Origin of the sequence: Stenotrophomonas sp. G106K1, from assembly GCF_037969685.1 — a bacterium.
Lineage (GTDB): Bacteria > Pseudomonadota > Gammaproteobacteria > Xanthomonadales > Xanthomonadaceae > Stenotrophomonas > Stenotrophomonas lactitubi.
Genome location: NZ_JBBPFR010000018.1, coordinates 1 through 18,029 on the forward strand (window position 1 = coordinate 1; position 18,029 = coordinate 18,029).

Sequence of the window (18,029 nt, forward strand, 5' to 3'; positions counted from 1 at the left end):
CGCCCACCGCCCGGCACTACCGGGTTACAGCTGCTCGGCCTTGCCACTGGCCAGCGCACGCGCGATTACCTGCTCTGCCTGCTTCGCGGCCTGCGCCTGCAGGCGTGCCTGGCGTTCGCCCAGTGCCGCCTGTTTGCTGCCCAGTGCCGCCTGCTGACTTCCCAGCGCGGCCTGCTGGCTGGCGAGACGGCTCATCTCGCGGCTGCGCTCGGACTGCAGCGCCTGGTTGCGGGCAACCTGTGACGCGCGCTGTGCTTCAGCCGCCGCCTGCCGCGCAATCGCCGCATCATCCACCGCGCCACGGGTAGCCCGTGCCGCTTCGGCTGCCGCTTCACGGTTGATGTCGCGATCGTTGAGCGCACTGCGCGCAGCGCGTGCGGCGGCCAGGGCGATCTCACGCGCCTCTTCGCCCTGCAGCCTGCCCAGCTCGCCCTGCTCGCGGCCGAGCTGGCCCTGCTGGCGACCCAACGCACTCTGCTGGCGGCCAAGTTCACTCTGCTGGCGGCCCAGATCGGCGGCGCCGGCGTAGGCACGCTGCAATGACTGGATCAGCATCGGATCACGTACCACGTAGCGCTTGTCACCCTGGCGGAACCACAGCGCCGGGCCGTCGCCAATCCGGCTGCGCGCCTGCATCACATCGTCCATGCCGGCATTGGCGAATGCTTGGCCATGATCGACCAGCACGAAGGCCTGCTGCGGCGGCGTGCCGAGATCGAGCTGGCCGTGGGTGACGATGGTCACTGCCGCGTCCACATCCACGTTGAGGTCAGCAGTCTCCTCAGGGCCGGCCGGCTCGGCAGGTTCCTCCACCTCGGCCTCGGCGGGGTCTGCCGCCTCGGCCCAGTCGGTCGGCTCTGCAGGTACCGCCGCGGCAGGCGGCGCTGCGGGAGCGGCTGGTGCTGCGGGCGGAGGCGGCGCAGGCACAGCGCGCGGCGGTGCCGGCGGCGCGGGCGGGACCGGCGCGGCCACCAGGCGCATCGGCGCCACACCTACCGCCAACACCACCAGGGTCAAGCAAACGGCCAGCAGGCGCGGGCACGCCTGGTGCGACTGCAGCGAGAGCAGGCGGCGCTTGAGACTGGTGGTGCTGGGCGCCGCGCTGGCCACGCCGAGGTGTGGCTGCGGTGCCACACCCAGCTGCAGCAACAGCCGGCCATAGGCGTGGCGGCTGGCACCATGCTGGCCGACCACGGCCGCATCCACCGCCTCCTCGCGGGCCTGGGCGTATTCGCGCACGGCCAGGCGCAGCAGCGGATGGAAGAAGAACAGGTGCTGGGCCAGGGCAGGCAGCAGCCCCCATTGCAGGTCACGACGCTGCAGGTGCTGCAGCTCGTGGGTCAGCGCCAGGTCCAGCGCATCGCCCTGCAGCGCGTTCATCCCCGCCGGAAGCAGCAGCACCGGACGGAACGGCCCGACCAGCTGCGGCGCGTCAACCTGGTCGCTCATCCACAGGCGTGGCGCGCGGCGCAGACCGTGCGCGTCCGCGGCCAGCTGCAGCGCCTGCACCAGTGCCTGGTCCTCGCACGGATACGACGCCGCCAGCAGCGCGCGGCAACGGCGCCATTCGCCGAAGGTGCGCAGGGCCATCAGCAGCACGCCGGACGCCCACAGCGCGGCCAGTGCAACGGCCCACCAAACCACCGGCGCGCTGCCGGTATCGCCCATCGGCACGTTCGCAAGCAGGTGCGCGGCGGCCTCCGGTGCCATCGGATACACCGCATCCGAGGCAAGATCCACAGTCGTCATGGCTACCGCATCGGGTGCGGGCAACCAGGCCAGCTGCAGCGGTTGGCTCCAGAACAGGCCGACCACGGCCTGCAGCGATACCAGCCACCACAAGCGGCAACGGGTGGCCGCCGACAGTGTCGGCAGCGCGCGGCACAGCACGTAGACCAGCGCCACCAGCAGCACGGTCTGCAGGCTGGTCCAGCCCAGCCGCTCCAGCATCGGAATCAACATCGAGGTATCCATGGCTCAGTCCTCCTGGCGACGCGATTGCAGTTCGGCCACCAGCGCTTCCAGTTCGGCCAGTTCGTTGTCGCTGACCTTCTGCCGCTGCGACAGGTACGCCACGAACGGCGAGACCGAGCCCTGCAGGGTGTTGTCGACGAACTGCGCAACGGCGCCCTGCAGCACGCTCTCCGGGCCACGGGTGGGCTGGTAGCGGTAGACACCCTGCTGCTGCCGGCGCTGCAGGTAACCCTTGGCGCGCAGGCGCTCCATCATCGTCAACACGGTGGACCGGGCCAGTCCGCGCGGTTCGCCATAGCCGCTGGCGACCTCCCCGACGCTGGCCGGTGCCTGCTCGTCCACATACTGCAGCAGGGCCAGTTCCTGGTCCCCGATGGTCTTGCCACGCATGACAACACTCCCTTGACTACACGTGTCGCTACTGTTGCCATGGCGACACCTGTAGTCAACCCCCCGGAAGTCATGGGCCGACGAACGGTAGGGCGCGCAGCCGGCTTAAACCTTTTCCGCCGGGCGCGCATCCGACCCATGGCCTGTCGCCTGCGGCAGTCGTCATCGCCGCCGATCTTTCTGCCCTCCGGGAACCCGCATGCTCCGCCAGACGCTACCAACCCTGCTCATGATCATCAGCCTGCTGCCCTTCGCCGCTGTTTCCGCCAACCAGGACCAGGCCAACGACCAGACCCGTCGTTTCATCCGCCAGACCATGCAGGAACAGCGCATCCCCGGCCTGCAGATCGCCGTGGTCAAGGATGGCCAGGTGGTGCAGTCGGAAACCTACGGCCTGGCCAACGTCGAGAACGGCGTGGTCGCTACCCGCAGCACGCGGTTCCCGCTCAACTCTGCCAGCAAATCCTTCACCGGCGTCGCTTTGGCGCAGCTGGCACAGGATGGGCGGGTGGATCTGAACGCGCCCGCCTCGCGCTATCTCGACGACCTGCCCGCGAGCTGGCAGGCGGTGCGCGTGCGCCAGCTGCTCGCCCACACCTCCGGCCTGCCCGACATCCTCGATGCAGACGGACTGCTGGGCGGTGGTTCTGAACAGGACGCATGGCAGGCAGTCCGCGCGCTGCCGGCAGAGGCCGTAGCGGGCGAGCGCTTCCAGTACAACCAGACCAACTACGTGCTGCTGGCGCGGATCATCGCGCGGCAATCCGGCATGCCCTACGAACGCTTTCTGGCAACACGCCAGTTCTCCACCGCGCGCATGCCGCGCACCACGTTCGGCGACAGCTACGACCTGATCCCGGACGCAGCGACGATGTACAGCTACCTGCCACGCGCCACCGATGCCAAGGATGCGACGCCACGGCTGTCGCACTGGTTCTACGACATGCCGCCCAGCCTGTGGGCCGGGGGCGGCATCCTCACCACGGCCGATGACACCGCGCGCTGGTTGGTTGCATTGCAGGAGGGTCGCCTGCTGGAACAACGCGCGGTGCAGCAGATGTGGACGGCCGAGCGCCTCAACGATGGCAGCGCCGGCGACTGGGCCGCCGGCTGGCCGGTGTTCAACACCGCGCCCGACCTGCAGGTGGGTGGCATGGGCGGCGCGCGCTCGGCTTTCATCGTCTATCCCGAGCGCGACCTCGCTGTTGTCGTGCTGACCAACCTGGTCGGCGCCAACCCGCAGCAGTTCATCCCGCGTATTGCCGGTTTCTATTCGCGCGCAGATGCACAAGCCACAGCCACAAAGCAGCACTGATGCCGATCAACGGAAGAATCCGGCTACGAGCCGGACTGCCTAGCGCCCCGACACGAATGGATCACCCTTGCAGGGCAGGAGCTGGCTGTCGTCGCATGGCCACAGATCCGCCGCAAGTGTCTGCCTTACCGTGAAATGGTCGTTGTCCCAGACGAGGAAGCCACCATGGACGAAGTTGCCATGGTCGAACGTGCGTGCATCCTTGGCGAGAGGTCGTTCCGGATCCGCCTCTGCAATCCAGCGCACTACCGGCACCTTGTCCAGTTGCTGGATGAGTGCAAACAGATCGCCTGCCCCGCCATGGGTGTACGCGGCCATCGCCGCAGCATCCGGCATGCTTTTCTGCGCCAGGAGCGTAGCCGTTACATCGCGTGGTGCCATGTCACCCTCCGCAACAAGAGCGCGCATGCCAGTGGTCGTCACCGGGCAGTTCTTCAACTGCACCAGATAGCCGGTGATACCCCCCCTGCCCGCAAACGAACGTATCCAGTAGTGATACCGGGGCCCGCTGCTGTCGGTGACCATGAAGTCTTCGCGGCCATCGCGACCTGGGATGCGGATGACCTGTGCGTTGGTCGGATCGCCCACGTTGCACTCGAGATCTTCCAGTATCCGTTTGGCCTCGGCTGGCATCGCGGCATATGTTCCACCCGCATGGGCGCTGCCAGCGGCGTCCGGCAACGTGGGCAGGCCACGGTCAACATGCGCCGGTTGCGCGATAGCAGGGGCTACCGACCCCACTGATCCGGACATCAAGGGTATTTCGTTGTCCTGTGCCGGCACACAGGCACTACAACCCAACAGAAGTACCAAGGCCACATACGCCTTCAATCGTGGATCAAACATGGCTTAGCGCCCTCCCATTGCCGTAGCCTCGGTCTGCAAAGGCGCGCTCTGGGCGGTCGACTGCGCGGCCAGCTGAACCGACTGTTGCTGGAGGCGCTGCAGACTGGTATCGACCGAGGTTTCTCGCACCTCCGCCGCGTTGACGCCAACGCGAATCGCGGCGAGGTCGCCGGGAGTTCCCTGCACCAGAAACAGCGTCTCGCCAGCGGTACGACTGCCGGTAGCGTTGCTGGCCACCACCTGGTCCACGCGAGTCAAGCCAGCAGCCTTGGCCTCATGCAGCATGACCAGACTGTACTGATCCGCTTGCTCTGCATAATGCCCTCCCATGCCCTGCAGGCGCTCGCTGATCTGCTGCTGCAAGGGATGGTCGCGATGCCGAGGCAGGCGCGGATCGTCACCCCGATCGACTCGAACGTCATGTCCCAGTTCCTGCCCACGGCCGGGTGCCACCGAAGTCAGTACGTACTGCCACCTATTCTGCCCAGGGGTGCCGCGCACGGTCGATACGAAGTCATCGTATTCTCCGCCACCAATGGTCTGGCAACCCGCAGAATCCGTGTTCGCACGACTTCCCCGGTGAATCTTGAACGTGTCATTGAGATCCTGAACCCCTTGGGTATCGCGGGCATCGAACCAGCCGTCCCCATTGCTGTCGCGCTCGACACGAGCAGCACCGGCTGTGATCGCCGCCTGCGAAGGACGCAATGCAAACTCATCGGGATGGCCATGGCGCGGATGCGTGGTCGCTCGCATCTCGGTGGTGCCCTCGGCCAGCCGGCCAAGGTCCTTCACCCGATCACCATTGACATCCTCACCCTCGGTTTTGGTCCGCGACGCCACATTCTCGAAGCCGGGACTACGAGGTGTCGTCTTGGCATGGCCGTCGTACTGCGCCGTCGGCTCAGTGGTGGCCTGGTTGAATTCACGCGCATGCCGGCTGCCTTCAGCATCCTTCCACAGCACCACGATGCGATCATCATAGACCCCACGCCCACGTGCTTCAGTGGTGCGGTTCTCGTCGCGCAGACCGAGGATGACCCGATCCTGTGTTGTCATCGCATCGCGCGCGGGAGCGTCACCACGCAGTGCAATGATGCTGCCGTAGACATCATACTGCTGTGCCTGGCTCATCCCTGCCGTTTCAGACGCAGCCGGCATGCGTGGCGGCCGCGCGGCTTCGCGCAGTCGATCAAGCATTGGATTCACCACAGCGGCATCCGCAGCGACAACGCCGCCAGCCCGACGCAGCGCCTCCAGTTCAGGCGCAGCACGAGCCGATATGTAGCGGTCCAACGACTCTTGAACAACTGGATCCTGGCCGCTGCGAAGGCGCTCGAGCCGGGCAGCAGCTTCTCGCGCATCGCGTTGCTGTAACAGGGTCACCACTTCGTTGGCGGCGGCATTGATATCCATCTCGGGCATGACTCAGTCCTTGAACAGCGCATTTGATGTGCAGCCTACTTCAGTACGCCAAGCACATTGTTGACGGAGCGCACACGACCCGTCGGGCGCTGTTGATCCAAGCCGGAGGCGTCGCTCTCTCCCTCAACCCCGCGGCCCACCCATCACCGGCAGGATCACCCCGCTGATGTAGCTGGCACACGCCGGTGAGGCCAGGAACACATACGCTGGCGACAGCTCTTCCGGCTGTGCCGGCCGGCCCATGTCGCTGTCCTTGCCGAACTCGGCGACCTCCTTTGCCTGCTTGTCGGCGGGATTCAACGGAGTCCACACCGGGCCCGGCGCCACGCAGTTGACGCGGATGCCGCGCGGCAGCAGCTGGCTGGCCAACGCCTTGGTGAACGCATGGATGGCGCCCTTGGTGGCCGAGTAATCGATCAGTGCCTTGCTGCCGAACAGGCCGGTTTCCGAACCGGTGTTGATGATGCTGGCGCCCTCGCCCAGGTGCGGCAGCACCGCGCGCGCCATCTGGATGTAGCCGCCGATGTTGGTCTGCAGCGTTTCCTGCAGGTGCGCGTCTTCCAGGTCTTCCAGACGCTCGCAATGCAGCTGGAACGCCGCGTTGTTGACCAGGATATCGATACCGCCGAAGGCCTTGGCCACCTGTTTCACGGCCTTTTCGCAGAACCGCGGGTCGCGCACGTCACCGGCGATCACCACGCAGCGGCCGCCCTCCTTCTCCACGTGCTGGCGGGTCAGCTCGGCGTCCTCGGCTTCGTCCAGATGCAGCACGGCAACATCGGCGCCTTCGCGGGCGAACAGCACCGCCACCGCGCGGCCGATGCCGGAATCGCCACCGGTGATGATCGCGCGCATCCCCTGCAGCTTGCCGCTGCCGACGTAGTCCGGTGCCAGGAAGCGCGGCGCCAGTTCCAGTGCGTGCTCATGGCCGGGCTTGGCCAGATGCTGCGCCGGCATCGTCTCTGGCTGTTGGCGCGGTCCAGCCTGGGTGGCGGACTTCTTGGTCGCCTTTTTCGTTGCCTTCTTCGCCGCGCGTACGTCCTTCGCTTTTTCTTGGTCCTGCAGGCGTCGTTGCCGCGCTGCGACACGTGCCGCGCGGGGATCGGAAGCGGCGGCCTTGCGGGTGGCGGTCTTCACCACGCGCGGGCGCTCGGACGTGGTGGCTTCGGCGGCGGCTGGGGCGGCCTGGGTGCCTTTGCGTACCTTCGGCGATGCCTTGCGGCGGGCGGGGGTCTTCCTGGTGGTGGCCATGCAGGTCTCCTCGGGGGGGATTGGGGTTGCCGGCCAGCGGCCGGCACTACCGGGGCGCGTGCGCCGCAGTACCGGGGGCGGCGTGCGCCGCTCGTGCAGTGTCTCCACGCAGGCTGTTGGCGGCAGTGAGCGCACCGTGTCCATCGCGTGCACGGCATTCATTCCGCCACCACGCGTGTCGTCGCACCCTGCAGGCCACAACACGAGGAACGTCCCCATGAAACATGCCATTGCCACCGTCGCCGTCTGCTTCGCTCTCGCCGCCTGCAGCAGCAGCCCCGTCGCCCAGATCCAGCCGATCGACGGGGTGATTTCCGGCCAGTGCCATTCGGACATGGTGCGCGGTGCGGTCGGCCTGGCGGCATCGGACGCCACCGTCGAGCGCGCCCGCGTCGACAGCGACAGCCTGCACGTGCAGGTGCTGCGTCACGACGGTCCGCGCGTGCCGCCGGCCAGCGAAGGCGGTGAGCGCCTGACCATCGAAAAGGGCCGCACCAACAACATCACCGCGATCTACTGCGGCTGAGTTGCCTTGCGGCTGAGCCGCCGGGCCCGGCGCAGGACCTTCAGTGTCGCCTGTTCCCACTGGCGCGGGCCGCGCAGGCCCGCCAGTGCGGTCAGCTCTCCGCGTTCCCAGCCGGCAAACACGCAGGGATCGATGTAGGCCTTGCGGCACACCGCAGGGGTGTTGCCCAGCCGCGCGGCCACCTGGCACACCACCTCGCGTTGCGCCTTGGCCAGGGCGCGCTGGCTGGGCGGTTCGGGCAGCTCGGTGGCGGCAAAGGCCTGCACTGCCGCCATCGTACCGCCCCAGGTGCGGAAGTCCTTGGCGGTGAAATCCTCGCCCATCACCTCGCGCAGGTAGTCGTTCACCGCGCCCGAATCCACCGGCTGCACCTCGCCCGCGTCGTCTCGATACTGGAACAGGGCCTGCCCCGGCAGCTGCTGCACGCCGCGCACCAGCGCGCCCAGCCGACGGTCGCCCACCGTCACCTCATGCAGCTGGCCGGACTTGCCGCGGAAGCGCATGCGCACCCGCCCCCCCCGAAGCAGGTCCAGGTGACGGTTGCGCAGCGTTGTCAGGCCGTACGACTTGTTCTCCTGCGCATAGGTCTCGTTGCCCACGCGCACCAGCGTGTCTGCCAGCAGCGCCACCACCACCGCAAGCACCTTCTCACGGGGAAAGCCACTGCGCTTGAGGTCGCGCCCCAGGCGCCGTCGCAGCGCAGGCAACGCTTCCCCGAAGGCGATGATGCGGTCGAACTTGCCTGCATCACGCACCGCCGCCCAGTCGGCGTGGTAGCGGTACTGCTTGCGCCCGCGCGCGTCGCGGCCGGTGGCCTGCAGATGGCCGTTTGCATGGGCGCAGATCCACACCGCGGTATAGGCCGGGGGCACGGCCAGCGAGCGGATGCGCTGCAGCGTGGTGGCATCGCGTATGGCATGACCGTCGGCATCGCGATAGGAGAAGCCTTTGCCGGCGCGGACACGGCTGAAACCGGGCTGTGTGTCATCGACGTAGCGCAAGCCGGCGGCGCGCGCGGCCTGGCGTTCGGGTGTAGGGGTGGCGGGCATGCCGTCAGTCTGCCGATCGGCGCGGCGTGGCCACGTCAATAACGCAAGACAAACACGTGAGGGCAGGTTCGCCGCTATGCTCGGCCTTTCACCGTCCCTTCCCTTCCGGAGTCATGATGTCGTTCCCGATCCGCGCCCGTTCCCTCTCCGCCCTGCTGCTGCCGGCCGTGCTGGCCCTGACCGCCTGCCAGGCGCCGTCGCTGGATGAGCAGGACTCGGCCACCGCCCACGCACAGCAGGCCGCCGAAGCTGCCAAGGCGCCGGCCGATGAAGCCGGCAAGGCCACCGAAGCACCGCCGGTTGGCAACTGCGACGCCAGCCAGGTGCAGAGCCTGGTCGGCCAGGCCTATACCGAAGCACTGGGCAAGCAGGCCCAGGAAGATGCAGCGGCCAAGCAGATCCGCGTCCTGCATCCCAATGACGTCACCACGATGGAGTTCGTGGGCGACCGCCTGAACATCGAGGTGGACGCAAAGGACGTGGTCAGCGGCGTCCGCTGCGGCTGACCCATCCCGCGCCGGCATGCGTTTGCCGGCGCTTTGGTTGCGCCTGCAACCGTGTATTGCGGCGTTGCAGCAACCTGTGATCTAGTCGAGGCATCCGGTGGCCTCACGATGCGCTCCAGGAAGAGCACGGCGTGTGCGTCAGGGTGAGTGTGAAGACCCTTGGCGTGCGGCCAGACAAGGCGCGCGCCGCAGCGCAGGCGAGTGCCTGCGCAAGGTGAGCAACGCCGTATGGGCGTGCGCCAAGCGGCTTCCCGACGGGCCGCGCCATGCGCGGCACACTCCACCATGACGTACAGGGCGTGCTCTACAGGGCGGGCAGGAGTGTCCCCGTTCATTTCAATCTGCATCGAGGTAGAGATGGCCCCCCGCAACCGCCAAGGGCTTTACGACCCGCGCTCCGAGCGCGATGCCTGTGGATTTGGCATGGTCGCCCAGCTCGACGACCAGCCTTCGCGCCTGCTGGTCGATACCGCCATCGCTGCGCTTTCGCGCATGACCCACCGTGGTGGTGTCGCCGCCGACGGCCTCACCGGTGATGGCTGCGGCCTGTTGCTGCGCCGCCCCGATGCCTTCCTGAAACTGCTGGCCAGCGAAGCGGGCATCGCCGTCGGCGCGCGCTTCACTGCCGGCCTGGTGTTCCTGCCACACGATGCCGACGCCGCACAGGCCTGCCGCGCACAGCTGCAGCAGCAGATCGAGGCGGTCGGCTGCAAGGTTGCCGGCTGGCGCGAGGTACCGACCGACGACAGCGTCTGTGGGCAACTGGCGCGCGATACCCTGCCGCGCATCGAACAGGTGTTCGTCGATGCCGGCGTCGGCCAGGATGACGCCGGCTTCGGCCTGGCCCTGTTCCTGGCCCGTCGCCGCAGCGAACAGCTGTTGCGCACGCATGCCGACTACTACGTCACCACGCTCAGCCCCAACGCCATCAGCTACAAGGGCATGGTGCTGCCGGACAAGCTCAGCCGTTTCTTCCCGGACCTGCAGCGTCGCGAACTGGCCTCCAGCGCCATCGTGTTCCACCAGCGCTTCTCCACCAATACGCTGCCGCGCTGGCCGCTGGCGCACCCGTTCCGGATGCTCGCCCACAACGGCGAGATCAACACCATCGAAGGCAACCGGCGCTGGGCGCAGGCGCGCAGCAAGGTGTGGAAGACGCCCCGTTTCGACATCGGCGAATTCGACCCGGTCATCTCCATGCACGGCTCGGATTCGCAGAGCCTGGACAACATGCTGGAACTGATGGTGTCCGCTGGCATGGAACTGATCCAGGCACTGCGTATCCTGGTGCCGCCGGCCACCCAGTCGCTGGAATTCAAGGACCCGGACCTGGCTGCGTTCTACGAATTCCACGGCCTCAACAGTGAACCGTGGGACGGCCCGGCCGGCATCGTCGCCTGCGACAGCCGCTACGCCGTGTGCACCCTCGACCGCAACGGCCTGCGCCCGGCGCGCTGGATGCTGACTGCCGATCGCCACTTCCTGGTCGCTTCCGAAGCAGGCGTCTGGGAAGTACCGACCGAGCGCGTGGTGCGCAAGGGCAAGCTCGGTCCGGGCGAGATGATCGCCATCGACCTCAAGCGCGGCGACCTGCTCGATTCGGAAGCCATCGACCGCATCAACCGCGGCCGTGCACCGTACAAGCAGTGGCTGCAGCAGGGCGTCACCTACCTGCAGACCGAACTGATCGACCCCTCGCTGGTGGAAGAGCCGTTCGACGAAAGCACCCTGCGCAGTTACCACAAGCTGTACCAGCTCAGCAGCGAGGAAGTGGAGCAGGTGCTGCGGCCGCTGGCCGAGACCGAACAGGAAGCCACCGGCTCGATGGGTGATGACACGCCGATGGCCGTGCTCAGCCAGCGCAGCCGTCCGCTGTACGACTACTTCCGCCAGGCATTCGCGCAGGTCACCAACCCGCCGATCGATCCGCTGCGCGAAGACTGCGCGATGTCCCTGTCCACCCAGCTCGGCAAGGAGACCAACATCTTCCATGCCGGCCCGGAGACGGTGAACCACGTCATCCTCAATTCGCCGGTGCTGAGCCAGCGCAAGCTGCGCCAGCTGCTGAAGATGGACCAGTACGTGCAGGCCAACCGCCTGCTCGACCTGTCCTACAGCGAAGCGGAAGGCCTGCGTGCGGGCATCGAACGCATCTGCGCCGAAGCCGAACAGGCTGCGCGCGACGGCATGGTGATGCTGCTGCTGTCCGACCGCTACCCGGTGGCCGGGCGGCCGATGGTGCATGCCCTGCTGGCCACCAGTGCGGTCCACCACCACCTGTCACGGCTGGGCCTGCGCTGCGACGTCAACCTGATCGTCGAGACCGGCACCGCGCGCGACGCGCACCACATGGCCTGCCTGCTCGGCTTCGGTGCCACGGCGGTGTACCCGTACCTGGCCTACCAGACCCTGTTCGACCTGGGTCGTCGCGGCATCCTCAAGCTCAGCAAGGGCGGCGAGCAGTCGCAGATCGGCCGCCGCTACCGCAAGGGAATCTACAAGGGCCTGTCGAAGATCATCTCGAAGATGGGCATCTGCACCGTGGCCAGCTATCGCGGTGCGCAGCTGTTCGAGATCATCGGCCTGGAGCCGGAGGTCGTCGACCTGTGCTTCCCCGATACCGCCTCGCGCATCGGTGGCGCCGGTTTCGCGCGGCTGGATGCCGATGCGCGTGAACTGTGCGCGCAGGCCTGGGATGCGCAGCAGGGCGTGGATGTCGGCGGCCTGCTGAAGTACGTGCACGGCGGCGAGTACCACATGTACAACCCGGACGTGGTGACCACCCTGCAGCGCGCGGCGCGCAGCGGTGACCCGCGTGCGTGGCAGCAGTACTGCGATGCCGTGCATGCACGCCCGCCCTCGGCGTTGCGCGACCTGCTGCAGCTGGTGCCGGCGGCGACGCCGACGCCATTGGACGACGTCGAACCGGCCAGCGAGCTGTTCCCCCGCTTCGATACCGCAGCGATCAGCCTCGGTGCGCTCTCGCCCGAGGCACATGAGGCGTTGGCGATCGCGATGAATCGCCTCGGTGGCCGCAGCAATTCCGGCGAAGGTGGCGAAGACCCGGCGCGCTATGGCACCGACAAGCGCAGCAAGATCAAGCAGGTGGCCTCCGGCCGCTTCGGCGTCACCGCCGAATACCTGGTCAATGCCGAAGTGCTGCAGATCAAGGTCGCGCAGGGCGCCAAGCCCGGCGAAGGCGGCCAGCTGCCCGGGCACAAGGTCAATGAACTGATCGCCCGACTGCGCTATGCCAAGCCCGGCATCGGCCTGATCTCGCCGCCGCCGCACCACGACATCTACTCCATCGAAGACCTGGCGCAGCTGATCTACGACCTCAAGCAGGTCAACCCGACCGCACTGGTGTCGGTGAAGCTGGTCAGCCATGCCGGTGTAGGCACGATCGCTGCCGGCGTGGTCAAGGCCGGTGCCGACCTCATCACCATTTCCGGCCACGACGGCGGTACCGGTGCGTCGCCGGTCAGTTCGATCCGCTATGCCGGCGTGCCGTGGGAACTGGGCATCGCCGAGGCGCACCAGGCGCTGGTGGCCAACGACCTGCGCGGGCGCACCCTGCTGCAGACCGACGGCGGCCTGAAGACCGGCCTGGACGTGGTCAAGGCGGCGCTGCTGGGCGCGGACAGCTTCGGCTTCGGCACCGCACCGATGATCGTGCTGGGCTGCAAGTACCTGCGCATCTGCCACCTCAACAACTGCGCCACCGGCGTGGCCACCCAGGACGAGCGCCTGCGCGAGAACCACTTCACCGGCCAACCCGAGCGCGTGGAGAACTTCTTCCGCCTGCTGGCCGAGGAAGTCCGCGGCTGGCTGTCGGTGCTGGGCGCACGCTCGCTGCAGGAGATCGTCGGCCGTACCGACCTGCTGCGCCAGCTTGAGGTCTCGCCACGCGAGGACGTGCGCGTGGATCTGTCGCGGCTGCTGGCCGACGCCAGCTACCCGGGCAGCCACTGCGCCGCACAGCGCCTGTACGAATCGCCGGACAGCCTGGCCACGCAGATGGATGGCCTGCTGGCCGAAGCCATCGAGCACAAGCGTGGCGGCGAACACCGCTTCCTGATCCACAACACCGACCGCAGCATCGGCACCCGCCTGGCCGGCGCCGTGGCGCGCGCGCACGGCAACCAGGGCATGGCCGAATCGCCGCTGGAACTTCGCTTCCGTGGCAGCGCCGGGCAGAGCTTCGGTGCCTTCAACGTCGGCGGCCTGCACCTGGAAGTGGAAGGTGAAGCCAACGACTACGTCGGCAAGGGCATGGCCGGTGGCCGCCTGGTGGTGCGTCCGCCGCGTGGCGCACGCTTCGAAGCACGCAGCACCGCGATCATCGGCAACACCTGCCTGTACGGTGCAACCGGTGGCGAGCTGTTCGCCGCCGGCCGCGCCGGTGAACGTTTCGCCGTGCGCAACTCCGGCGCACTGGCGGTGGTGGAAGGCGCAGGCGATCACTGCTGCGAATACATGACCGACGGCGTGGTGCTGGTGCTGGGCAAGGTCGGCCTCAACTTCGGTGCCGGCTTCACCGGTGGCCTGGCCTACGTGCTGGACGTGGACCGCGATTTCGTCGACCGCTACAACCACGAGCTGATCGACATCCACCGCGTGTCCGCCGAAGGTTTCGAGAACTACCGCCAGCATCTGCACCGTCTGATCGGCCGTCATCGCGAGCTGACCGGCAGCATCTGGGCGCAGCAGATCATGGACGAATTCCGCGATTACATCGGCAAGTTCTGGCTGGTCAAACCCAAGGCCGCCAGCATCGAGTCGCTGACCGAAACCCTGCGCCGCGCCGCGTGAGCGCGCGCACCGCACTGCCGAGACGATCATGAGCCGCAAGCACGCCTTCCAGTTCCTCGACCTGCCCCGCACCATGCCGCAGCGCATCCCGGTCGAACTGCGCACCTCCGGCGACTGGGGCGAGCTGTACGGAAAGTTCGGCAAGGAAGATGCGCAGTACCAGGCCGGCCGTTGCCTGGACTGCGGCAACCCCTACTGCAGCTGGAAGTGCCCGGTGCACAACGCCATCCCGCAATGGCTGCAGCTGGTGCAGGAGAACCGCATCCATGAAGCGGCCACGCTGTGCCACAGCACCAACCCGCTGCCGGAAGTGTGCGGCCGGGTGTGCCCGCAGGACCGTCTGTGCGAAGGCAGCTGCACGCTGGAGGAGTTTGGCGCGGTCACCATCGGCGCGGTGGAGAAGTACATCGTCGACACGGCGCTGGCCACCGGCTGGCGGCCGGACATGACGGCGGTGCAGCCCACCGGCCACACGGTGGCCGTGATCGGTGCCGGCCCGGCAGGCCTGGCCTGTGCCGATCGCCTGGCGCATGCCGGCATCACCGCGGTGGTCTACGACCGCTACGAGCAGGTCGGTGGCCTGCTGCAGTTCGGCATCCCCAGTTTCAAGCTGGACAAGGACGTGATCCGCCGCCGCCGCGACGTGCTCGAAGGCATGGGCGTGCAGTTCCGCCTCGGCGTTGAGATCGGCCGCGACATCAGCCTGCAGCAGCTGCTGGACACCCACGATGCGGTGTTCGTCGGTACCGGCGCCTACCGCTACACCGATGGTGGCCTCGACGGCCAGGACCTGAAGGGCGTGCTGCCGGCGCTGCCGTTCCTGGTGCAGAACAGCCGCATCGTCGGCGGCGATGATCCGCAGGGCCGGCCGATCGCCGGCTGGGAAGACCAGATCGCCTTGCCCGACCTCAATGGCAAGCGCGTGGTGGTCCTCGGTGGTGGCGACACCGGCATGGACTGCGTGCGCAGTGCCGTGCGGCTGGGCGCAGCCAAGGTCACCTGCGCCTACCGCCGCGACGAGGCCAACATGCCGGGCAGTGCGCGCGAAGTGGCCAATGCACGCGAGGAAGGCGTGCGCTTCCTGTTCAACCGCCAGCCGCTGTCGATCGAAGCCGGTGCCGACGACGAAGTGATCGGGGTTACCGTCATCGAGACGCGCTTGGGCGAGCCCGATGCCAACGGCCGCCAGAACGCGGTGCAGATCGAGGGCAGCGAGTCGCTGCTGGAAGCGGACGTGGTGATCATCGCGTTCGGCTTCTCGCCCAGCGTGCCATCTTGGCTGGCCGAGCACGGCGTGGAGGGCCAGGCCAACGGCCGCATCCTCGCCGGAGGCAAGGGCAAGCTGCCCTTCCAGACCGCCCATCCGCGTCTGTTCGCCGGTGGCGACGCGGTGCGTGGTGCCGACCTGGTGGTGACCGCGGTGGCCGAAGGCCGCGACGCCGCCGCCAGCATCGTCCGGCTACTGGCGCACTGACGGACCCACCGAAGGCATCAGCACTGCGGCCAGCGTGGCATGTAGTGCGTCGCGCTCGACCGGCTTTGCGATAAAGCGATCCACGCCGGCGTCGAGGCAGGCCTGGCGGGTACTGTCGAGCACACTGGCCGTCAGGGCGATGATGGGTACCCGCGCTGCGTCGGCCCGTGGATCGGCGCGGATCGCGCGGGCCAAGGCAAAGCCGTCCATGCCCGGCATGTGGCAATCGGTGATGACCAGCGCGAAGCGTTGTGCCTGCCAGGCCTGCCAGGCCTGCTCACCATCGGCCGTGGCATGCACCTGCAGGCCCAGTTCCTGCAGCCGCTGGACCAGCAGTTGCAGGTTGGTGGGATGGTCTTCGGCAACGAGGACCCGCACCGGCGGCAACGCGGGCAGGCCAGCGGCATCATCACGAGGCTCCGCCAAGGGCGCCTCGCAGGCCGGCAGGTACAGGTCCAGCCACACCGTGGTGCCCGCTCCCGGCGTGCTGCACAGGTGCAGTTGCCCGCCTATCGACGCCGCCAGCTCCCGGCAGATCGCCAGGCCCAGGCCGCTGCCACCGAAGCGCCGGGTGGTGGATGCATCGGCCTGGGTAAACGCTGCGAACACCGCCCGCTGGCGCTCGCGGCTGATACCCACGCCGGTGTCGGTCACCTGCAGCCGCAGTTGCTGGCCGTGCTCGCGCTGCTGCAGCACCCGCACCTGCAGGTCCACCCCGCCCTGCAGGGTGAATTTCAGCGCATTGCCCGCCAGGTTGAACAGGATCTGGCGCAGGCGCAGCGCATCGGCCAACGACCCACGCTGCAGCGCGGGATCCACCTCGCAGCGCAGATACAGCCCCTTGCTTGCCGCCACCGGTACCAGCAGACGCTGCACCGCCCGCAGCAGCTCGGCCAGGTCGGTGGGCAGGCACTGCGGTGGCTGTGGGCCGGATTGCAGGCGTTGGCTGTGCAGCACGTCATCGAGGATCTGTCGCAGCATCTGTGCTGCATCATCGATGGTCGCCAGTACCTGGCGCTGGCGCGCATCCAGTGCGCCGCTGCCCAGGCACTCCAGCATCCCCAACAGCGTGCTCATCGGCGTGCGGATCTCGTGGCTCATGGTGGCCAGGAAATGGGTCTTCGCGGCGGCATCCTGCTCCGCGTCACGCCGGGCATCGTCCAACGCCTCCGTACGTGCGCGTGCCTCGGTGACATCCATCCAGTATCCGCTCCATTCCACGCCGCTGTCGCTGCAGGCAATCGGTCGCCCGTGCGAACGTACCCAGCGCCAGCCGTTGGGGCCGCGCGTGCGGAAGGTGATGTCGATGGGCCCACGCACCAGTGCGGCGGCATCAACGCAGGCCAGCACCGAGCGGCGGTCCTGCGGATGGACCGCTGCGAGCAGGCTGCCATGGTCGACCCGCGCGGTATCCACGCTGATCCCGAACAGCGCGTGCACATCGCCGGCAATGTGGGGAACGCTGTACACGCCGGTGCTGCTGCGCCGCGCCCGGTACACCACCGCCGGCAGGTTGGCGGTGACGTCCTGCAGGCGCTGTTCCAGCGCCTGCCTGCGCAGGCCTTCACGGTGCAGCCGCCAGTAGCCGAATGCATACATCAGGCCCATTGTCAGCAGCACCAGCAGCACAGCGATCGACCCGCGCAGGGGCGACACTGGCGTGCGGCTGCGACGAGGGGACGTCACGATCCAGTTTGCCCGCAGGGCCTCGCGCTGCTCCTGTGTCATGCCTGCCTGCAGCTGGTTGAAGCGGGCCACCAGATGCGCGCACGCCGGCAGCGCGGCCAATACCAGTGCGTCGCTGAAGCCGGCCGGCGCTGCAACGTCCAGTGCGCCGCCCGGCTGATTGCGCAGCGTGGCTTCCACGTCCACCAGGTTGCCCACCACCGCATCGACCTGGCCGCTGATCAGCAGTTGCAGTGCCGTGTCCAATGTCGCCACCTGCAGCAGCGGTACCGCCGCGCCCGACTCCTCCAGCATCCTGGCAAGCGGCACGATGTCGAGGCTGGCCACGCCGCGACCGTGCAGCCCATCCAGGCCGATGATCGGCAGCGCGTCGGGGCGTCGCACGATCACCTGCGGCACCTGCAGGTAGGGCACGCTGGCCATCCAGCCTTTCGGCTTCTGCGCGCGCGGCCAGCCGAGCACGGCCTGGGTCCCGGCAGGCAGCGCGCCGGCGGCCAGCGCCGTCGCCGCGACCGGCGTGGCGCGCAGCGTGGGGTACTGCTCCTGCAGCAGCGCCAGGTAGACCGCCACCAGGCCGTGTGGCTGGTCGTTCTGACTGGACGACAACGGTGCACGATCGGCGGGGTAGGCAAGCAGGATGGGACCTTCGCACTGCCCGGCCCAGGCCGGCGCCGACAACAACGACAGGGCGACGATGCGGGCCAGGGCGCCAGCGACATTCACGGTGGACATCCTCATGTCGCATGCAGGGGCATGGCCGCATCGCGGTGCGACC

The 18,029-nt window shown here is 67.9% G+C and carries 12 protein-coding genes; 5 read left to right on the forward strand and 7 right to left on the reverse strand.

Annotation, left to right across the window (positions count from 1 at the left end):
* Nucleotides 1–24: 24 nt before the first annotated feature.
* Both WKB25_RS15270 and WKB25_RS15275 read right to left on the reverse strand, forming a co-directional pair.
* Nucleotides 25–1,974: a M56 family metallopeptidase gene (locus tag WKB25_RS15270; protein ID WP_340571608.1), complete on the reverse strand. Its 1,950-nt coding sequence runs from the start codon at nucleotides 1,972–1,974 to the stop codon at nucleotides 25–27.
* 3 nt (nucleotides 1,975–1,977) lie between these two features.
* Nucleotides 1,978–2,364, reverse strand: coding sequence for a BlaI/MecI/CopY family transcriptional regulator (locus WKB25_RS15275; RefSeq protein ID WP_025876036.1), 387 nt, complete (start codon nucleotides 2,362–2,364; stop codon nucleotides 1,978–1,980).
* A gap of 229 nt (nucleotides 2,365–2,593) precedes the next feature.
* Between WKB25_RS15275 and WKB25_RS15280 the strand changes: the two genes are divergently transcribed.
* The gene (locus WKB25_RS15280; RefSeq protein WP_340571678.1) at nucleotides 2,594–3,679 is read left to right on the forward strand and encodes a serine hydrolase domain-containing protein; all 1,086 of its coding nucleotides are present in this window, start codon (nucleotides 2,594–2,596) and stop codon (nucleotides 3,677–3,679) included.
* 39 nt (nucleotides 3,680–3,718) lie between these two features.
* Here WKB25_RS15280 and WKB25_RS15285 read toward each other — a convergent pair whose 3' ends face one another.
* The 3 genes from WKB25_RS15285 to WKB25_RS15295 form a co-directional block, all read right to left on the reverse strand.
* On the reverse strand, nucleotides 3,719–4,525 hold the full coding sequence (locus WKB25_RS15285) for a hypothetical protein (RefSeq protein WP_340571611.1): 807 nt from the start codon (nucleotides 4,523–4,525) through the stop codon (nucleotides 3,719–3,721).
* A 3-nt stretch (nucleotides 4,526–4,528) separates the two neighbouring features.
* The gene (locus tag WKB25_RS15290) at nucleotides 4,529–5,950 is read right to left on the reverse strand and encodes an XVIPCD domain-containing protein (protein WP_340571613.1); all 1,422 of its coding nucleotides are present in this window, start codon (nucleotides 5,948–5,950) and stop codon (nucleotides 4,529–4,531) included.
* A gap of 123 nt (nucleotides 5,951–6,073) precedes the next feature.
* On the reverse strand, nucleotides 6,074–7,201 hold the full coding sequence (locus WKB25_RS15295; RefSeq protein ID WP_340571615.1) for an SDR family oxidoreductase: 1,128 nt from the start codon (nucleotides 7,199–7,201) through the stop codon (nucleotides 6,074–6,076).
* A 217-nt stretch (nucleotides 7,202–7,418) separates the two neighbouring features.
* Here WKB25_RS15295 and WKB25_RS15300 point away from each other — a divergent pair, with 217 nt between their 5' ends.
* The gene (locus WKB25_RS15300; RefSeq protein WP_340571616.1) at nucleotides 7,419–7,727 is read left to right on the forward strand and encodes a hypothetical protein; all 309 of its coding nucleotides are present in this window, start codon (nucleotides 7,419–7,421) and stop codon (nucleotides 7,725–7,727) included.
* Here the strand turns inward: WKB25_RS15300 and WKB25_RS15305 are convergent.
* Entirely contained in the window at nucleotides 7,715–8,776 is a 1,062-nt protein-coding gene (locus WKB25_RS15305) for a DNA topoisomerase IB (protein WP_340571617.1), read from the reverse strand. The genes WKB25_RS15300 and WKB25_RS15305 overlap by 13 nt on opposite strands.
* 116 nt (nucleotides 8,777–8,892) lie before the next feature.
* Here WKB25_RS15305 and WKB25_RS15310 point away from each other — a divergent pair, with 116 nt between their 5' ends.
* The 3 genes from WKB25_RS15310 to WKB25_RS15320 all read left to right on the forward strand — a co-directional run bounded on the left by WKB25_RS15310 (nucleotide 8,893) and on the right by WKB25_RS15320 (nucleotide 15,568).
* Nucleotides 8,893–9,282 carry an I78 family peptidase inhibitor gene (locus tag WKB25_RS15310; protein ID WP_100554325.1) on the forward strand — a complete coding sequence of 130 codons (390 nt, stop codon included), beginning with the start codon at nucleotides 8,893–8,895 and terminating at the stop codon, nucleotides 9,280–9,282.
* A 357-nt stretch (nucleotides 9,283–9,639) separates the two neighbouring features.
* Complete coding sequence (gene gltB, locus WKB25_RS15315) at nucleotides 9,640–14,094, forward strand: glutamate synthase large subunit (protein ID WP_340571622.1); 4,455 nt, start codon at nucleotides 9,640–9,642, stop codon at nucleotides 14,092–14,094.
* 28 nt (nucleotides 14,095–14,122) lie between these two features.
* Nucleotides 14,123–15,568 carry an FAD-dependent oxidoreductase gene (locus WKB25_RS15320; RefSeq protein WP_099819476.1) on the forward strand — a complete coding sequence of 482 codons (1,446 nt, stop codon included), beginning with the start codon at nucleotides 14,123–14,125 and terminating at the stop codon, nucleotides 15,566–15,568.
* Here WKB25_RS15320 and WKB25_RS15325 read toward each other — a convergent pair.
* Entirely contained in the window at nucleotides 15,554–17,992 is a 2,439-nt protein-coding gene (locus WKB25_RS15325) for a response regulator (protein WP_340571626.1), read from the reverse strand. The genes WKB25_RS15320 and WKB25_RS15325 overlap by 15 nt on opposite strands.
* Nucleotides 17,993–18,029 lie beyond the last annotated feature (37 nt).